The following is a 15,879-nucleotide window of genomic DNA, read 5'->3' as shown; positions in this document are numbered from 1 at the left end:
CACTGATGGATATCGGGATGATTCGTGGCCTGGGCACCGTCGTGGTGATGGTCGCCTTCGTAGGCCTGGCGCTGTGGGTGTTCAACCCACGGCGCAAGAAAGAGTTCGACGAGGCAACCCAGTTGCCGTTCGCCGATGATCCCGAAGCCAGCCGGCACGTCGAGCAAGCGCAAGCGAAAGCTTCTAGGAGCAAAGAACAATGACAACCTTCTGGAGTCTGTACGTCACCGTCCTGACCCTGGGCACCATCTTTTCCCTGACCTGGCTGTTGCTCTCCACCCGCAAGGGCCAGCGCGAGGAAATCACCGACGAGACCGTCGGCCATGCCTTTGACGGTATCGAGGAATACGACAACCCGCTGCCCAAGTGGTGGTTCTGGCTGTTCGTCGGCACCATCGTGTTCGCCTTGGGCTATCTGGTGCTGTACCCAGGCCTGGGTAACTGGAAAGGCGTCCTGCCTGGCTACCAGTACCTGGATACCGAAAAGCAGACCGAGTTCTCCAACGGCCAGGCCGGCTGGACCGGCGTGCACGAATGGGAAAAGGAAATGGCCAAGGCCGATGCCCGCTTCGGGCCGATCTTCGCCAAATTCGCCGCCATGCCGGTCGAGGAAGTCGCCAAGGATCCGCAGGCGCTGAAGATGGGAGGTCGCCTGTTCGCCTCCAACTGCTCGGTGTGCCACGGCTCCGATGCCAAGGGCGCCTACGGCTTCCCCAACCTGACCGACAACGACTGGCGTTGGGGCGGCGAGCCGGAGACCATCAAGACCACCATCATGAATGGTCGCCACGGCGTCATGCCGGCCTGGGCCGAAGTGCTGGGCGAGCAAGGCGTGGCCGATGTCGCAGCCTTCGTCCTGACCAATCTTGACGGCCGCACACTGCCCGAAGGCGCCAAAGCCGATCCGGCCAATGGCCAGAAGCTCTTCGCCGCTAACTGCGTGGCCTGTCATGGCCCCGAAGGCAAAGGCACTCCAGCGATGGGCGCGCCTAACCTGACCCACCCGCAGGCGTTCATCTACGGCTCGAGCTTCGCTCAGCTGCAACAGACCATCCGCTACGGTCGTCAAGGCCAGATGCCGGCTCAGGCGCAGATGCAGGGCAACGACAAGGTCCACCTGCTGGCGGCCTATGTCTACAGCCTGTCGCATCAAGACGCTGCGCAGCAGAAAGCAGAGTAACCACAGCAAGCGGCCCCGGCGATCACCACCGGGGCCGTTTTTTCTGGGCTGGCAGGATTGATAGGAGGAATCGCTACCGGATTCCGAAGAACAGGACACTAGGAAATTCTCTGGTGGACAGGCATCGAGCCTGACTTACCCAGAGGATTTAAGAAATGGCCTACCCCACCTATCCCGTAGCCCTACCCCCAAAACAGCCTGGCCGCTATGGCAACCGCCCGACACCCAGAGCGTTCGTGTTCGCATCCGATCCACAGTACCCATGGACGCCCGCTTCCGACTATGGCGAATATGAAAGCGACGCTGAACGCAACAAAGAATCGAAAGCCTTGATCAACGAGCAGTACGCCAGCATTGCGAGCTACCGCAACAGCTTGGGTGGCACGGGCGTCCCGGTGATGATCAATGGCGACATGACAGCATACGGGCACGGCTGGCAACGCAAAGTCCTCTACCCGATCATCGAGCGCCACCTGCACAAGAACTACTACTTTGGCCTGGGCAATCATGATTACAAGAACAACATCACCGATGAATTCGGAGGCTCATTCAACAACGGCGGGCCCCGGGACAGCGTGATGGATCTGCTCAATCACCACCGAGATGTGGTGGACACGATGGATGTCGCGACCTCGAGCAGCTACAGGCTGACCAGCTACAGCGGCAGCCTGGCGTACAGCATCAGCTTCGGCAGGGTTCGCCTGATCCAGCTGAACAACGAGCCCACCTACCGTGTGGATTTCGACAGTGGCTGGGCATGGCCTTTCGAGCCCCGCGATAAGTTCAGGATCAATGACGCACTGGGCTGGCTGGAGGGGCAATTGAAAGAAGCCTATGAGAACGGCCAGATCGTCCTGCTCAACCTGCATCAGCCAGACGATTGGGACGGCACCGAGGAGGACCTGATGCATTTCAGGGACATGATCAACCACTTCCAGGTCAACGCGGTGTTCGGTGGCCACTATCACACCGAAGCCGGAGGCTGGCATCGCTCCAACCGGCAATATGGCGCGGTCCCGGTCTTCCTGAGTGGTTCGGCCTCCCAGCGCACCTACCTGCTGGCCGAACTGGACGACGATGCCCAAGGGTTGGCCATCAAACGCGTGAGGAACAATGACTGGACCCAGGCCGAAACACTGAGGCACCTGAGGCTGTATCGGGCATAGACACTTGCCTGCGGCGGGCACGCCTTGTCAATTGACCTGCGTCAAGGCGAGCCCCAATACACGATAATCAAATGCAACCCAATGCGACTTAACGCCGCAGCCACACTCCAGGTGCCATGACGGGCGTATCATGCACGGACACCTGATGGGTCACAAACGCGGTCGGCATGCACTGGCCGCAGCGTTTTTCCACTGCCGTGGGACATGATGATGAGCAAGCAAATTCCGGTACATGACGTCACCCCGCCCGCCAAGAAAGGCAAGGAATCCGTCGACCTCTACGCCTCACGGGAAAAAATCTACACCCGTGCCTTCACCGGCGTGTTCCGCAGGCTGCGCATGGTCGGCGGGGCCATCCTGTTCCTGCTCTACTTCGGCACGGTGTGGCTGAACTGGGGCGAGCATCAGGCTGTGTGGTGGAACCTGCCCGAGCGTAAGTTCTACATCTTCGGCGCCACCATCTGGCCGCAGGACTTCATCCTGCTCTCGGGCCTGTTGATCGTGGCGGCCTTCGGCTTGTTCTTCATCACGGTGTTCGCCGGGCGTGTGTGGTGCGGTTATACCTGTCCGCAGAGCGTCTGGACCTGGATTTTCATGTGGTGCGAGAAGGTCACCGAGGGTGACCGCAACCAGCGCATGAAACTCGACAAGGCGCCAATGAGCACCAACAAGTTTTTGCGCAAGGCCGCCAAGCACAGTCTTTGGCTGCTGATCGGCTTCGTCACTGGCATGACCTTCGTCGGCTACTTCTCGCCCATTCGCGAACTGGTCACCGAGTTCTTTACCGGCCAAGCCGATGGCTGGGCCTATTTCTGGGTCGCGTTCTTCACCCTCGCCACCTACGGCAATGCCGGCTGGCTGCGTGAGCAGGTGTGCGTGTACATGTGCCCTTACGCCCGCTTCCAGAGCGTAATGTTCGACAAAGACACCCTGATCGTCTCCTATGACCCACGCCGCGGCGAGACCCGAGGCCCGCGCAAGAAAGACATCGACTACAAGGCCAAAGGCCTGGGCGACTGCATCGACTGCACCATGTGCGTGCAGGTCTGCCCCACCGGCATCGACATCCGCGACGGTCTGCAGATCGAGTGCATCGGCTGCGCGGCCTGCATCGACGCCTGCGACAACATCATGGAGAAAATGGACTATCCCAAAGGGCTGATCAGCTACACCACCGAGCACAACCTGTCCGGGCAGAAGACCCACATGCTGCGTCCACGCCTGATCGGCTACGCCGTGGTGCTACTGGTGATGATCGGTCTGCTTGCCACCGCCTTCGCCACCCGCTCGCTGGTGGGCTTCGATGTCAGCAAGGACCGAGTGCTGTATCGCGAAAACGCCCAAGGACGGATCGAGAACGTATACAGCCTCAAGGTCATGAACAAGGACCAGCGCGACCACGTCTACGTGCTCGACGCCACCGGCCTGCCGGGCCTGCAGCTCGAAGGCCATCGCGAGATCCGCGTCGCTGCCGGCGATATCGTCAGCCTGCCAGTGCAGTTGTCGGTCGCGCCCGAGCAATTGCCCTCGACCACCAACGAAATCACCTTCATCCTCAAGGACGCTGATCAAAGCGCCACCCAGGTTGAAGCCAAGAGCCGCTTCATCGGCCCGCAAATACGCTGAGAGAGAATTCGACAATGCCTGCCGCAACCGCCGACAGCCCCTGGTACAAACACCTTTGGCCGTGGATCATCATCGGTATCCTGGCCACCTCGGTATGCCTGAGCCTGACCATGGTCAGCATCGCCGTGCACAACCCCGACAACTTGGTGAACGACAACTACTACGAGGCCGGCAAAGGCATCAATCGCTCCCTGGATCGTGAACTGCTGGCCCAGACCCTCAACCTCAAGGCCAGTGTGCACCTGGACGAACTGACCGGCGAAGTCGATGTACGCCTGACCGGCAACAGCGCCCCTCAGACGCTGGAGCTGAATCTGATCTCGCCCACCCAGCCAGACAAGGACCGCAAGGTACAGCTAGCCCGCAGCGAACCCGGTCGTTACCTCGGCCAGCTTGACGACCGGGTCGAAGGCCGGCGCTTCGTCGAACTGCTGGGCAGCGAAGACGGTCACGTCTGGCGTCTGTTCGAGGAGGAGAAAGTTGCCCATGGCGTGACCCTGGCGCTGGGCGACGAGGCCCTGCAGGGCGCCGAGCACCAAGAGTAAACGATTCCCCGTTAGAGCAGGTTTACCGCACGATGGCGCCCGACCTGGCGATGAGACAGGCAGTCCGGCGCCATTACGCGGTGAACCCGCCCCACAGGGTTGCGCTGCAGCCAGAAGACATCACATGACCCAACCCACCCCCTGCTACCACTGCGCCCTCCCCATCCCCGCCGGCAGTCGTTTCACCGCGGTAGTCCTTGGCGAGCCGCGTCAGTTCTGCTGCCCGGGCTGCCAGGCAGTGGCTGCGTCCATCGTCGCAGGTGGCCTGGAGCACTACTATCAGCATCGCAGCGACACCAGCGCTAACCCCGAAGCCCTGCCTCGGCAATTGCAGGACGAACTGGCGCTCTATGATCGCGCCGATGTGCAGCAGGCGTTCGTACGTCACCAAGACGAGCTGTCCGAAGCCACACTGATGATCGAAGGCATCAGTTGCGCCGCCTGCGGCTGGCTGATCGAAAAGCATCTGCGTAACCTGGCCGGCGTCGCCGAAGCACGACTGAACCTGTCCAATCACCGCTTGCTGGTGACCTGGGACGACCGCCAATTGCCCCTTTCCCAGCTGCTGGCCGAACTGCGCCAGATCGGTTACGCCGCCCACCCCTATCAACCGGACCAAGCCGCCGAACGCCTGGCCCAGGAGAACCGCAGTGCGCTGCGCCGCCTGGGCGTGGCAGGCCTGCTGTGGTTCCAGGCGATGATGGCGACCATGGCCACCTGGCCGGAATTCAACATCGACCTGAGCCCGGAACTGCACACTATCCTGCGTTGGGTCGCGCTGTTTCTGACTACCCCAATCGTGTTCTACAGCTGCGCACCGTTCTTCAAAGGTGCCGCCCGCGACGTGCGCACACGCCACCTGACCATGGACGTCTCGGTGTCTCTGGCCATTGCCCTGGCTTATGGCGCCGGCATCTGGACAGCCATCACCGGCAGCGGCGAGCTGTACTTCGACACCGTCGGTATGTTCGCGCTGTTCCTGCTCACCGGCCGTTATCTGGAACGCCGTGCGCGGGAGCGCACAGCAGCGGCCACCGCCCAACTGGTCAACCTACTCCCCGCCTCCTGCCTGCGCCTGGACAGCGTCGGAAACGCTGAGCGCATCCTGCTCGGCGAGCTCAACCAGGGTGATCGGGTCCAGGTGCTGCCTGGCTCGGTGATCCCCGCTGACGGGCGTATTGTCGATGGCCGCTCCAGCGTGGACGAATCGCTGCTCACCGGTGAATACCTGCCTCTGGCACGGCAGGTCGGTGACCGGGTCACCGGCGGCACCTTGAATGTCGAGAGCACGTTGACCGTGGCGGTCGAAGCCATTGGCCAGGACTCGCGCCTCTCAGCCATCGTGCGCCTGCTGGAGCGAGCCCAGTCGGAAAAACCGCGCCTGGCCGAGATCGCCGACCGCGCCTCTCAATGGTTCCTGCTGTTCACGCTGGTGGCCAGCGCAGCCATTGGCCTGCTGTGGTGGCAACTCGATGCGACGCGAGCCTTCTGGATCGTCCTGGCCATGTTGGTAGCGACCTGTCCCTGCGCGCTGTCCCTGGCCACTCCGACCGCCCTCACCGCCGCCACCGGCACCCTGCACAAACTGGGCCTGCTGGTGACGCGAGGCCATGTGTTGGAAGGGCTGAACCAGGTCGATACGGTAATCTTCGACAAGACCGGCACCCTCACCGAGGGTCGCTTGGCGCTACGCAGCATCCTCCCCTTGGGGGCGCTGCCTGCCGATCGTTGCCTGGCGCTGGCCGCCGCCTTGGAGAACCGCTCCGAGCACCCCATCGCTCGCGCCTTCGGTCGTACCGCCGAGCCAGCCGAAGATTTGCAGACCGTGCCCGGGCTGGGGCTGGAGGGGCGCTTCGACGGGCAGCAACTGCGCATCGGCCAGGCCACGTTCGTTTGCGCGTTGAGTGGCGCCCAGATCCCGCCAGTACCAGAGGCGCGTGGCCAATGGTTGCTGCTGGGTGATCGCCAAGGTCCGCTGGCCTGGTTCGGCCTGGATGATCGGCTGCGTGATGACGCACCTGCCCTGCTGGCCGCCTGCAAAGCCCGTGGCTGGCACACCCTGCTGCTATCGGGCGACAACTCGCCAATGGTCGCTGAAGTCGCCACACAACTGGGCATTGACCAGGCCATTGGCGGCCTGCGCCCGGACGACAAACTGGAACGCCTCAAGGCGCTGCAGGCCGAGGGTCGCAAGGTGCTGATGCTGGGAGACGGGGTCAACGACGTGCCGGTGCTGGCCGCCGCCGACATAAGCATCGCCATGGGTTCGGCCACTGATCTTGCCAAGACCTGCGCCGACGCAGTGCTGTTGTCCAACCGTCTGGACGCTCTGGTGCAAGCCTTCGACCTGGCCCGACGCACTCGCCGCAATATCATCGAGAACCTGCTTTGGGCGACCTTGTATAATGGCCTCATGTTGCCGTTCGCCGCCCTCGGCTGGATCACCCCGGTCTGGGCAGCCATCGGCATGTCGGTCAGTTCGCTGATCGTGGTGCTCAATGCCCTGCGCCTGACCCGGCCGACAGGCGCGAGCCTGCTTGCGAGCCAGACGCCCGCGACCGAAAGGAAACCGCTATGCCCGCCCTCTACGTCATGATCCCCGCGGCTCTGCTGATCGTCGGCGTGGCCGTCTACATCTTTTTCTGGGCAGTGGACAGCGGCCAATACGACGACCTCGACAGCCCTGCCCACAGCATCCTGTTCGACGATCAGGACCCACGCCACCAGGCCGCTGTCAAACCCGACGAAAACCAGCCAGACGACAAGGATCCGCCCACCCGTGCCTGACCTGCTTCCCCTGCTCGGCTCGGCACTGGTCCTAGGCTTGCTCGGCGGTGGGCACTGCCTGGGCATGTGCGGCGGCCTGATGGGCGCCCTGACGCTGGCCATCCCTCCTGAGCAACGCAGCCGTCGCCTGCACCTGCTGCTGGCCTATAACTTAGGGCGCGTACTGAGCTATGCCACCGCAGGCCTGTTGCTCGGCCTGGCCGGCGTGGCACTGGCCAGCAGCCCACTGGCCCAAGGCCTGCGCGTGGTCGCTGCACTGCTGTTGATCGCCATGGGCCTGTACCTGGCGGGGTGGTGGAGCGGCCTGACCCGCATCGAAGCACTGGGCCGCGGCTTGTGGCGCCACATCCAGCCCCTGGCCACTCGCCTGCTGCCAGTCTCCAGCCTGCCCCGGGCGCTGCTGCTCGGAGCCCTGTGGGGCTGGCTGCCGTGCGGCTTGGTGTACAGCACACTGCTATGGGCTGCCAGCCAGGGCAATGCCGCTCATAGCGCGGCCTTGATGCTGGCGTTCGGCATCGGGACCTGGCCGGTGCTGGTGGCTACGGGGCTGGCTGCCGAACGCATCGGCGCGGTGCTGCGGCGGCGCGGCGTACGCATGGCCGGGGGACTGCTGGTGGTCCTGTTCGGCCTGTGGACCCTGCCAGGGCCGCACCAGCACTGGTTGATGGGACACTGACAGCGCCTCAGCCCCAGCTACGCGCTCCCATCCAGACCCCGTTGATGCAAATCAAGACGAGCCCCAGCGGGCCGCCCTAGACTCCGGACACTGCCGCTCTCTCCGGGGACCACCATGCTCGACGACCTACGCTGGGACTGCGACCTGATCCGCCGCTACGATCTGGCCGGCCCACGCTACACCTCTTATCCGACCGCCATGCAACTGCACGGCGAAGTGGGTTCGTTCGACCTGCTCCACGCCCTGCGCGAGAGCCGTCGCGCGGTCCGCCCACTGTCGCTGTACGTACACGTGCCGTTCTGCGCCAACATCTGCTACTACTGCGCCTGCAACAAGGTCATCACCAAGGATCGCGCCAGAGCCCAGCCTTACTTGCAACGCCTGGAGCAAGAGATCCAGCTGATCGCCTGCCATCTGGATGCCAAGCAGCGGGTCGAGCAATTGCATTTCGGTGGAGGCACACCCACCTTCCTCAGCCATGTCGAACTGCGCCAATTGATGGCCACCCTGCGCCAGCACTTCCACCTACTGGACGACGACTCCGGCGACTACGGTATCGAGATCGACCCACGCGAAGCCGACTGGTCGACCATGGGCCTTTTGCGCGAGCTGGGCTTCAACCGCGTCAGCCTGGGCGTGCAGGATCTCGACCCGGCCGTGCAGCGCGCGATCAACCGCCTGCAAAGTCTGGAGCAGACCCGCACCTTGATCGAGGCCGCACGCACCTTGCAGTTCCGCTCGGTCAACCTCGATCTGATCTATGGCCTGCCCCGCCAGACCCCGGAAGGCTTCGCCCGCACCGTCGAGGAAGTGATCCGCCTGCAGCCGGACCGCCTTTCGGTATTCAACTATGCCCACCTGCCCGAGCGCTTCATGCCCCAGCGACGCATCGACAGCGCTGAGCTGCCAACGCCTTCGGCCAAGCTGGAAATGCTCCAGGGCACCATCGAGCAATTGACGTGCGCCGGCTATCGTTACATCGGCATGGACCACTTCGCCTTGCCCGATGACGAGCTGGCGATCGCCCAAGAAGAGGGCACCCTGCAACGCAACTTCCAGGGCTATACCACCCACGGCCACTGCGACCTGATTGGCCTGGGCGTATCGGCCATCAGCCAGATCGGCGATCTCTACTGCCAGAACAGCAGCGACCTGGCCACCTACCAAGACACCCTTTCCAGCGCCCAGCTGGCCACCCAGCGCGGGCTGCTGTGCAACCCGGATGACCGCCTGCGACGCGCGGTGATCCAGCAATTGATCTGCCATTTCGAGCTGGACTTCGACAGCATCGAGCAAGCTTTCACCATCGACTTTCGAGGTTACTTCAAGGACCAATGGCCACAATTGCAGGCCATGCAGCGTGATGGTCTGATCAGCCTGGATGCAAAGGGTATTCGGGTACTGCCTGCCGGGCGACTGCTGGTACGTTCGGTGTGCATGGTGTTCGACGCCTATTTGGCCATGCACAACCAGCAACGCTTCTCTCGGGTGATATAAACAAACCGAGTCGATCAACCGCATGGACAGAACGCCTTGTCAGGCACACTATGGACAGTTAACAGGCCTTGGCATACTCCCGCCAAAGCCCCGGCCAGGTCGCACCAAAATAGCGCACGCTGGCCTACTGCCTATGCTGTGAGTTACCCTTACAGCTTATGTGTGCTTTCCCACAAGGATCGATAGAAATGTCCGAGCCAGTCAAACTGCGCCCACACAACCAGGCCCATTGCAAGGACTGCAGCCTGGCCCCCCTGTGCCTGCCCCTGTCACTCAATCTGGAGGACATGGATGCACTGGATGAAATCGTCAAGCGTGGCCGTCCCCTGAAAAAGGGTGAGTTCCTGTTCCGCCAGGGTGACAATTTCGGCTCGGTCTACGCCGTACGTTCCGGCGCCCTGAAAACGTTCAGCCTCAGTGATGGTGGCGAAGAGCAAATCACCGGCTTCCATCTGCCGAGCGAACTGGTCGGGCTGTCGGGGATGGACACCGAGACCTACCCGGTGTCGGCCCAAGCCCAGGAAACCACCTCGGTCTGCGAGATCCCCTTCGAGCGGCTGGATGAGCTGTCGGTCCAGCTGCCCCAGTTGCGTCGCCAGTTGATGCGGGTCATGAGCCGGGAGATTCGCGATGACCAGCAGATGATGCTGCTGCTGTCGAAAAAGACCGCTGACGAACGCATCGCCACCTTCCTGGTCAACCTGTCCGCCCGCTTCCGTGCCCGGGGCTATTCGGCCAACCAGTTCCGCCTAAGCATGTCGCGCAACGAAATCGGCAACTATCTGGGCCTGGCGGTGGAAACCGTGTCCCGGGTGTTTACCCGCTTCCAGCAGAACGGCCTGATCAAGGCCGAGGGCAAGGAAGTTCATATCCTCGACCCGATCCAGCTGTGCGCGCTGGCCGGCGGCGCGATAGAAGCCTGAAGCCGCACCGGCAAGGTATACTGGCGCATCCGTTTTCCAGGAAAGCCACATGCACAGCGATACCTTCGACCTCAAAGCCCTGATCCGCCCGGTCCCGGACTTTCCCAAGCCGGGCGTGATCTTCCGCGACATTACCCCTCTGTTCCAGTCGCCGCGCGGGCTGCGCTATGTGGCCGACCAGTTCATCGAGCGTTATGTCGAAGCCGAGTTCAGTCACATTGGTGCCATGGATGCCCGGGGTTTTCTGATCGGCTCGATCATTGCCCACCAGCTGAACAAGCCACTGATCCTGTTCCGCAAGCAAGGCAAGCTGCCGGCCGACGTGCTATCGGAGGCTTACCAGACCGAGTACGGCGAAGCGTTTCTCGAAGTGCATGCCGACAGTCTCTGCGAGGGTGATTCGGTACTGATCTTCGACGACCTGATCGCCACCGGCGGTACCCTGCTGGCGGCCGCCAATCTGATCCGTCGCACCGGTGCCGAGGTGTTCGAGGCTGCGGCCATCATCGACCTGCCTGAGCTGGACGGCTCGCGCCGCCTGCAGGCTGCGGGCGTACCCACCTTCTGCCTGACCGAGTTTTCGCTGAGCGAGTTCTGATTTTTTGTCAGAGCCCTGCGCCTACAGGCGACTGCAGGCGCGGTTCTGTTCATGATTCAGAGCGAGATCGGCTTACGCCCGGCGAAGGCATGAGCCAAGGTACCGCCATCGACCAGCTCCAGCTCCCCACCCAACGGCACGCCATGGGCGATTCGCGAGGCGATCAGGCCTTTCTCGGTCAGCAACTGGGCGATGTAATGGGCGGTTGCCTCCCCTTCCACGGTAGGGTTGGTCGCCAGAATCACTTCGGTGAAGCTGCCTTGCTCCTCGATCCGTGCCATCAATTGCGGAATACCGATCGCATCCGGGCCAAGCCCGTCCAACGGTGACAGATGCCCCTTCAGGACGAAGTAGCGGCCTCGGTACCCTGTCTGCTCCACTGCATACACATCCATCGGACCTTCGACCACACAAAGTTGTGTGTCGTCTCGGCGCGTGTCGGCGCATTGCGGGCACAATTCCTGCTCGGTCAGGGTCCGGCATTGACGGCAGTGGCCGACGCCTTCCATGGCCTGGCTCAGGGCCTGGGCCAGACGCAGACCGCCACTGCGGTCGCGCTCGAGCAACTGCAGGGCCATACGCTGGGCGGTTTTCTGGCCGACACCGGGCAGCGTGCGCAAGGCGTCGATCAGTTGGCGGATCAGGGGGCTGAAGCTCATGGGAAAGGCCTGACAGATCAATAGGAGGCGGTTTATACCGGCCGGGGTCATATACGTCAAATACCCCCTTCAAGCGGCCACCAGCAACGACCTCACTTCCCGCCGCCCTTGCTCTTCATGCGCGATAGTCCAGACACCATCAATCACGTATGAAGAGGGGCATGGGCAGCGAACCCGTTGTCGCTGATGTGCTGGATCAGCATGGCTTTTCACAGCCAAATAAAAAAGCCGCCCCGATCATCGGTAGCGGCTTTTCGATGCGCAGCCAGTCATTGCCTGGCCAGGCAACAGTCAGAACGGCATCTTGAAGCCCGGTGGCAGCTGCATGCCTGCAGTCATGCTACCCATCTTCTCCTGGCTGTTCTGCTCGACCTTGCGCACTGCATCGTTCACAGCAGCAGCGATCAAGTCTTCCAGCACTTCTTTGTCCTCTTGCATCAGGCTGTCATCGATGCTGATGCGCTTGACGTCATGACGACCGGTCATCACCACGCTGACCAAGCCGGCACCGGATTGGCCAGTCACTTCAGCATTGGCCAGCTCTTCCTGCATCTTGGCCATTTTTTCCTGCATCTGCTGGGCCTGCTTCATCAGGCCGGCCATGCCACCTTTCATCATGGGGTACACCTCGATTGGGTCATGTGATGCGCCCCGGCTTGCTACCGGGCGCATGGTTATCCGTTCATTCGCCCTGGCTGACCAGGGCTTGCACAGGCTCAATAGTATCCTGTCGTACCGTCGCACCGAACTGCCGGATCATCTGCTGGATGAGTGGGTCCTGCTCGATCGATACCTCAGCCTCGCGCTGGCGCTCTGCACGCTTGCGCGCAGCAGCCTGGGCCGGAGTTTCCTGCTCGGGGCGGATCAGTTCGATCTTCAGTCGCAGGGTTCGTCCCAAGTGCTGATTCAGCGCATCGTTCAGCCGGCGCTGCTGGGTCGTATTGAACAGCGCGCCCTGCCCCGGGTCCAGATGCAGCAGCCAATCGTCACCATCAGCGGCAATCAGCGTACAGTTTGCGGCGATGTTGCCTGTCATACCGGAGACAGGCAACTGTGGGAATAATTCCAGCCATTGCAGAGCCAAGCCCGTGGCCGGCTTGGCCGCTGGCAGAGGCTCCGGCGCCTTCGCCGGCTCGGCTTCGTGCACATGCTCGGCCAATTCGTCCAGGTAGCTGAAACCTGCCGGATCGCTGTCAGGCGTGTAGTAATCCTCATCGAGCGGCGGTTCGTCGTCGCGGTCCATGGCGGCCGAGCCGTAGGCTGACGGATCGAAAGGCGGCTCGTCATGGCTTGGGCTCTGACTGGACACCGGAACAGGCTGAGCCTGCGGCGCGGGCGAGACGTCGGGCGCAGGTGACGCGACGGGGTCTTCCCACGGCAGGTCGATGACGTCCTCCACCACCACATCCGGCTCCGGCGCAGCTACCTCGACTTGTCGCTCGGGCTCGGGCGCAGGTACCGGGTCGACAACCGCTGACGGTGGTTCGACCGGCGGCACAGCCGCTGGCTCAGCAGCAACAGCTGCCTGGGCCGGCATCTCGGATTGCTCGGGAACACTCGCGACAGGCGGCTCGACGACAGGCGTCGCGGCTGCCACCGGTTTTGCCGGATCAGCTGTGGCCTGGCTGATCCCCACCGGCTTTAGTACCGGCTTCGGCGCATCTTCGGCATCCGCCGGGCGGAAAGCCAGCATGCGTAACAGGACCATCTCGAATCCGCCCCGCGGATCCGGCGCCAACGGCAGGTCCCGTCGACCGATCAGGCCCATCTGGTAATAGAACTGCACATCCTCGGCCGGCAATGCCGAGGCCAGGGCCAGCACGCGGTCACGATCGCCCTGGCCGTTGTCCACGGCCTCTGGCAGCGCCTGGGCGATCGCGACCCGGTGAAGCACATTGAGCATCTCGGCCAGCACGCCGTTCCAGTCCGGCGCCTGTTCGGCGAGATTGCGCACGGCCTCCAGTAGCGCCCGCGCATCGCCCTCCAGCAGCGCCTGGAGTACGCCATACACCTGACCATGGTCGAGGGTGCCGAGCATTGCCCGGACATCGGCGGCCAGCACCTTGCCCTCACCGAAAGCGATGGCCTGGTCGGTCAGGCTCATGGCGTCGCGCATGGAGCCATCAGCCGCACGGCCGAGCAGCCACAGGGCATCCTCCTCGAACGGTACGTTTTCGGCAGCCAGGACATGGCTCAGATGCTCCACCACCCGCTCCGGGCTCATGTTCTTCAACGAGAACTGCAGGCAACGAGACAGGATGGTCGCCGGAAGCTTCTGCGGATCGGTGGTCGCGAGGATGAACTTGACGTAAGGCGGAGGCTCTTCCAGCGTCTTCAACAGGGCGTTGAACGAGTGGGTGGAAAGCATGTGCACTTCGTCGATCAGATAGACCTTGAAACGCCCACGGCTCGGCGCGTACTGCACATTGTCGAGCAGTTCACGGGTGTCCTCGACCTTGGTCCGGCTCGCCGCGTCGATCTCGATCAGGTCGACGAAGCGCCCCTCGTCGATCTCTCGGCAGACCGAACAGGTACCGCAAGGTGTTGAGGTAATACCGGTTTCGCAGTTCAGGCACTTGGCGATGATCCGCGCGATCGTGGTCTTGCCCACGCCGCGCGTACCGGTGAATAGATAGGCATGGTGCAGGCGCTGGTTGTCCAGGGCGTTGATCAAAGCCTTGAGCACATGGGCCTGGCCGACCATTTCGCGGAACGAGCGCGGGCGCCATTTACGTGCAAGAACCTGATAACTCATCAAAAAACCATCGCAACCTGAACAAGCGGAAGATCGCTAATGCTAGCGGAGCGGGGGCAAAATTGCACCCTGCCGAACTCGTCTAAGCTAAGGACAAACGCACGCATTGGCAGCGATCAAGGAGGATTGACGTGCACAGAGCCCTGCTCATCCTCATGCTCTGGGCCGGCAACGCCCTGGCCGAGCAGCCAGTGCTGCGATTCTCCGTCGCCGAAAGCTGGAGCATGCCGCTGATCCGCATCGAACAGGACCAGCCGGTGGAGGGCATTCTGTTCGATCTGATGCAGACACTGGCACGGGAGACAGGCACACGGGCGGAATATCACGTCATGGCACGCCTGCGGGTGCAACAGGCAATGGACGCGGACGAAGTCGATGTACGCTGCCATGTGACCCCGGCGTGGTTCGACAACCGCTTCGACAAGTTCCTGTGGAGTGTACCTCTCCTTCACCAGCGTGACCTGCTGGTCGGGAGCCCCGGCCAGTACGCTCCTACCCGCCTTGAACAACTGCCGACTCAGGCCGTTGGCACAGTCCTAGGCTATCGCTACCCCGCACTGGACGCATTGTTTGACCAAGGTCGGTTACGTCGCGAAGACAGTCGCAATCAGGTTCTCGTCTTGCAAAAGCTCCAGGCAGGCCGCTACCGCCATGCCGTGAGCAACGAATTCTCACTGCTATGGTTCAATCGCACACTGCCCCCGGCGCAACAATTACAGGCCCTTGCCGTACTGGAGGAGCAGGACTTGCGTTGTATCGTGCGCAATGACCCGACAGTCCCCACCCAGGCAGTGCTCAACGCCCTGGCACACATGAAGCAGTCAGGGCAGATCGAGCGGATTCTGCAGCGCTACAGCACCCCGCCCACACGGCCGGTCAGCTCGCAGACAGTGACATCGTCCCAGATTCTCGATCGCTGACCCTCACCACGGGCCCGCCTGCACCAGCATCGCACTCAAGAACAACCCCACCCCGAACACCATATGCGTCGCGACGCTGCGCAGGCAGCTGACCAGCGGCTTGGGCGTACGCGACGCAAAGAAGCCTGCCCCCAAGGCAGGCTGCATGAAACAAAGCGGTGCCACGACCGAGCACAAGCCGAAAGCCAGGGCCGGCCAGAGTGTTGGCGAGCTCAGCCACGCCTCCCCTGCCAAACTCACCAGCAATGCTGCAAAGGCGAGGCCGGTGGCGTAGTGCATGAGCCAGCCCAGTGCGCGTTCGTGCCTAATGGGCGCGGCCTTGGCGATTGCTTCATGGCGCAGATGCCCATGTCCCATATGGCCTACCCAACGTCCGACCATCGCATAGTTCAAGGTGGCAACGCCTATACGCTTGAGCATCAACGTCCACAGGTCCATGACCAGCGTGGCGCCGATGCCGATCGACAAAGTACTTAGGAAAGCAGTTGTGGCAGACATACGAACGCCCTCTGGCATTGACGGAAAATTCCATGCCGCGCAGCATAGA

The 15,879-nt window shown here is 62.4% G+C and carries 17 protein-coding genes; 13 read left to right on the top strand and 4 right to left on the bottom strand.

Features of this window, described 5'->3' with window-relative positions:
* Positions 1 to 5 precede the first annotated feature (5 nt).
* The 11 genes from R6G97_RS19010 to R6G97_RS18960 all read left to right on the top strand — a co-directional run bounded on the left by R6G97_RS19010 (position 6) and on the right by R6G97_RS18960 (position 10,998).
* Positions 6 to 203: a CcoQ/FixQ family Cbb3-type cytochrome c oxidase assembly chaperone gene (locus R6G97_RS19010; RefSeq protein WP_070092136.1), complete on the top strand. Its 198-nt coding sequence runs from the start codon at positions 6 to 8 to the stop codon at positions 201 to 203.
* Entirely contained in the window at positions 200 to 1,180 is a 981-nt protein-coding gene (ccoP, locus tag R6G97_RS19005; protein ID WP_043212299.1) for a cytochrome-c oxidase, cbb3-type subunit III, read from the top strand. The genes R6G97_RS19010 and ccoP overlap by 4 nt, the downstream gene beginning before the upstream one ends.
* Positions 1,181 to 1,416: 236 nt before the next feature.
* Positions 1,417 to 2,346 (top strand): metallophosphoesterase family protein, encoded by a 930-nt coding sequence (locus R6G97_RS19000; RefSeq protein ID WP_178113760.1) that lies wholly within the window; start codon positions 1,417 to 1,419, stop codon positions 2,344 to 2,346.
* A gap of 210 nt (positions 2,347 to 2,556) precedes the next feature.
* Positions 2,557 to 3,972, top strand: coding sequence for a cytochrome c oxidase accessory protein CcoG (gene ccoG, locus R6G97_RS18995; RefSeq protein WP_043212297.1), 1,416 nt, complete (start codon positions 2,557 to 2,559; stop codon positions 3,970 to 3,972).
* Between the two features lie 14 nt (positions 3,973 to 3,986).
* Positions 3,987 to 4,517 carry a FixH family protein gene (locus R6G97_RS18990; RefSeq protein WP_043212295.1) on the top strand — a complete coding sequence of 177 codons (531 nt, stop codon included), beginning with the start codon at positions 3,987 to 3,989 and terminating at the stop codon, positions 4,515 to 4,517.
* 124 nt (positions 4,518 to 4,641) lie between these two features.
* Positions 4,642 to 7,113 carry a heavy metal translocating P-type ATPase gene (locus R6G97_RS18985; protein ID WP_317847363.1) on the top strand — a complete coding sequence of 824 codons (2,472 nt, stop codon included), beginning with the start codon at positions 4,642 to 4,644 and terminating at the stop codon, positions 7,111 to 7,113.
* The gene (ccoS, locus tag R6G97_RS18980; protein WP_043212290.1) at positions 7,092 to 7,304 is read left to right on the top strand and encodes a cbb3-type cytochrome oxidase assembly protein CcoS; all 213 of its coding nucleotides are present in this window, start codon (positions 7,092 to 7,094) and stop codon (positions 7,302 to 7,304) included. The genes R6G97_RS18985 and ccoS overlap by 22 nt, the downstream gene beginning before the upstream one ends.
* On the top strand, positions 7,297 to 7,980 hold the full coding sequence (locus R6G97_RS18975; protein WP_043212288.1) for a sulfite exporter TauE/SafE family protein: 684 nt from the start codon (positions 7,297 to 7,299) through the stop codon (positions 7,978 to 7,980). Before ccoS ends, R6G97_RS18975 begins: the two co-directional genes overlap by 8 nt.
* A gap of 114 nt (positions 7,981 to 8,094) precedes the next feature.
* The gene (hemN, locus tag R6G97_RS18970) at positions 8,095 to 9,477 is read left to right on the top strand and encodes an oxygen-independent coproporphyrinogen III oxidase (RefSeq protein WP_043212285.1); all 1,383 of its coding nucleotides are present in this window, start codon (positions 8,095 to 8,097) and stop codon (positions 9,475 to 9,477) included.
* Between the two features lie 188 nt (positions 9,478 to 9,665).
* Positions 9,666 to 10,400 (top strand): Crp/Fnr family transcriptional regulator FnrA, encoded by a 735-nt coding sequence (fnrA, locus tag R6G97_RS18965; protein WP_070574256.1) that lies wholly within the window; start codon positions 9,666 to 9,668, stop codon positions 10,398 to 10,400.
* A 49-nt stretch (positions 10,401 to 10,449) separates the two neighbouring features.
* Positions 10,450 to 10,998 carry an adenine phosphoribosyltransferase gene (locus R6G97_RS18960; protein ID WP_043212282.1) on the top strand — a complete coding sequence of 183 codons (549 nt, stop codon included), beginning with the start codon at positions 10,450 to 10,452 and terminating at the stop codon, positions 10,996 to 10,998.
* A 56-nt stretch (positions 10,999 to 11,054) separates the two neighbouring features.
* On the opposite strand, the gene recR is transcribed toward R6G97_RS18960, so the two are convergent.
* The gene (gene recR, locus R6G97_RS18955; protein ID WP_070574258.1) at positions 11,055 to 11,657 is read right to left on the bottom strand and encodes a recombination mediator RecR; all 603 of its coding nucleotides are present in this window, start codon (positions 11,655 to 11,657) and stop codon (positions 11,055 to 11,057) included.
* Between the two features lie 161 nt (positions 11,658 to 11,818).
* Here recR and R6G97_RS18950 point away from each other — a divergent pair, with 161 nt between their 5' ends.
* On the top strand, positions 11,819 to 11,965 hold the full coding sequence (locus tag R6G97_RS18950; protein ID WP_178113759.1) for a hypothetical protein: 147 nt from the start codon (positions 11,819 to 11,821) through the stop codon (positions 11,963 to 11,965).
* Here R6G97_RS18950 and R6G97_RS18945 read toward each other — a convergent pair.
* Both R6G97_RS18945 and dnaX read right to left on the bottom strand, forming a co-directional pair.
* Complete coding sequence (locus R6G97_RS18945; RefSeq protein ID WP_043212277.1) at positions 11,949 to 12,275, bottom strand: YbaB/EbfC family nucleoid-associated protein; 327 nt, start codon at positions 12,273 to 12,275, stop codon at positions 11,949 to 11,951. The two genes, R6G97_RS18950 and R6G97_RS18945, sit on opposite strands and share 17 nt — an antisense overlap.
* A gap of 64 nt (positions 12,276 to 12,339) precedes the next feature.
* Positions 12,340 to 14,412: a DNA polymerase III subunit gamma/tau gene (gene dnaX / locus R6G97_RS18940; RefSeq protein ID WP_317847362.1), complete on the bottom strand. Its 2,073-nt coding sequence runs from the start codon at positions 14,410 to 14,412 to the stop codon at positions 12,340 to 12,342.
* Between the two features lie 155 nt (positions 14,413 to 14,567).
* On the opposite strand from dnaX, the gene R6G97_RS18935 reads away from it, so the two are divergent.
* Positions 14,568 to 15,332 (top strand): substrate-binding periplasmic protein, encoded by a 765-nt coding sequence (locus tag R6G97_RS18935; RefSeq protein WP_232111682.1) that lies wholly within the window; start codon positions 14,568 to 14,570, stop codon positions 15,330 to 15,332.
* A 3-nt stretch (positions 15,333 to 15,335) separates the two neighbouring features.
* Here the strand turns inward: R6G97_RS18935 and R6G97_RS18930 are convergent, their stop codons facing one another.
* A complete protein-coding gene (locus tag R6G97_RS18930; protein WP_090346009.1) occupies positions 15,336 to 15,830 on the bottom strand; it encodes a DUF2938 domain-containing protein in 495 nt (164 codons plus the stop codon).
* Positions 15,831 to 15,879 lie beyond the last annotated feature (49 nt).

It is taken from the genome of Pseudomonas sp. HTZ2 (assembly GCF_033173945.1).
Lineage (GTDB): Bacteria > Pseudomonadota > Gammaproteobacteria > Pseudomonadales > Pseudomonadaceae > Aquipseudomonas > Aquipseudomonas guariconensis.
This window is presented reverse-complemented; position numbering and strand designations above follow the sequence as displayed.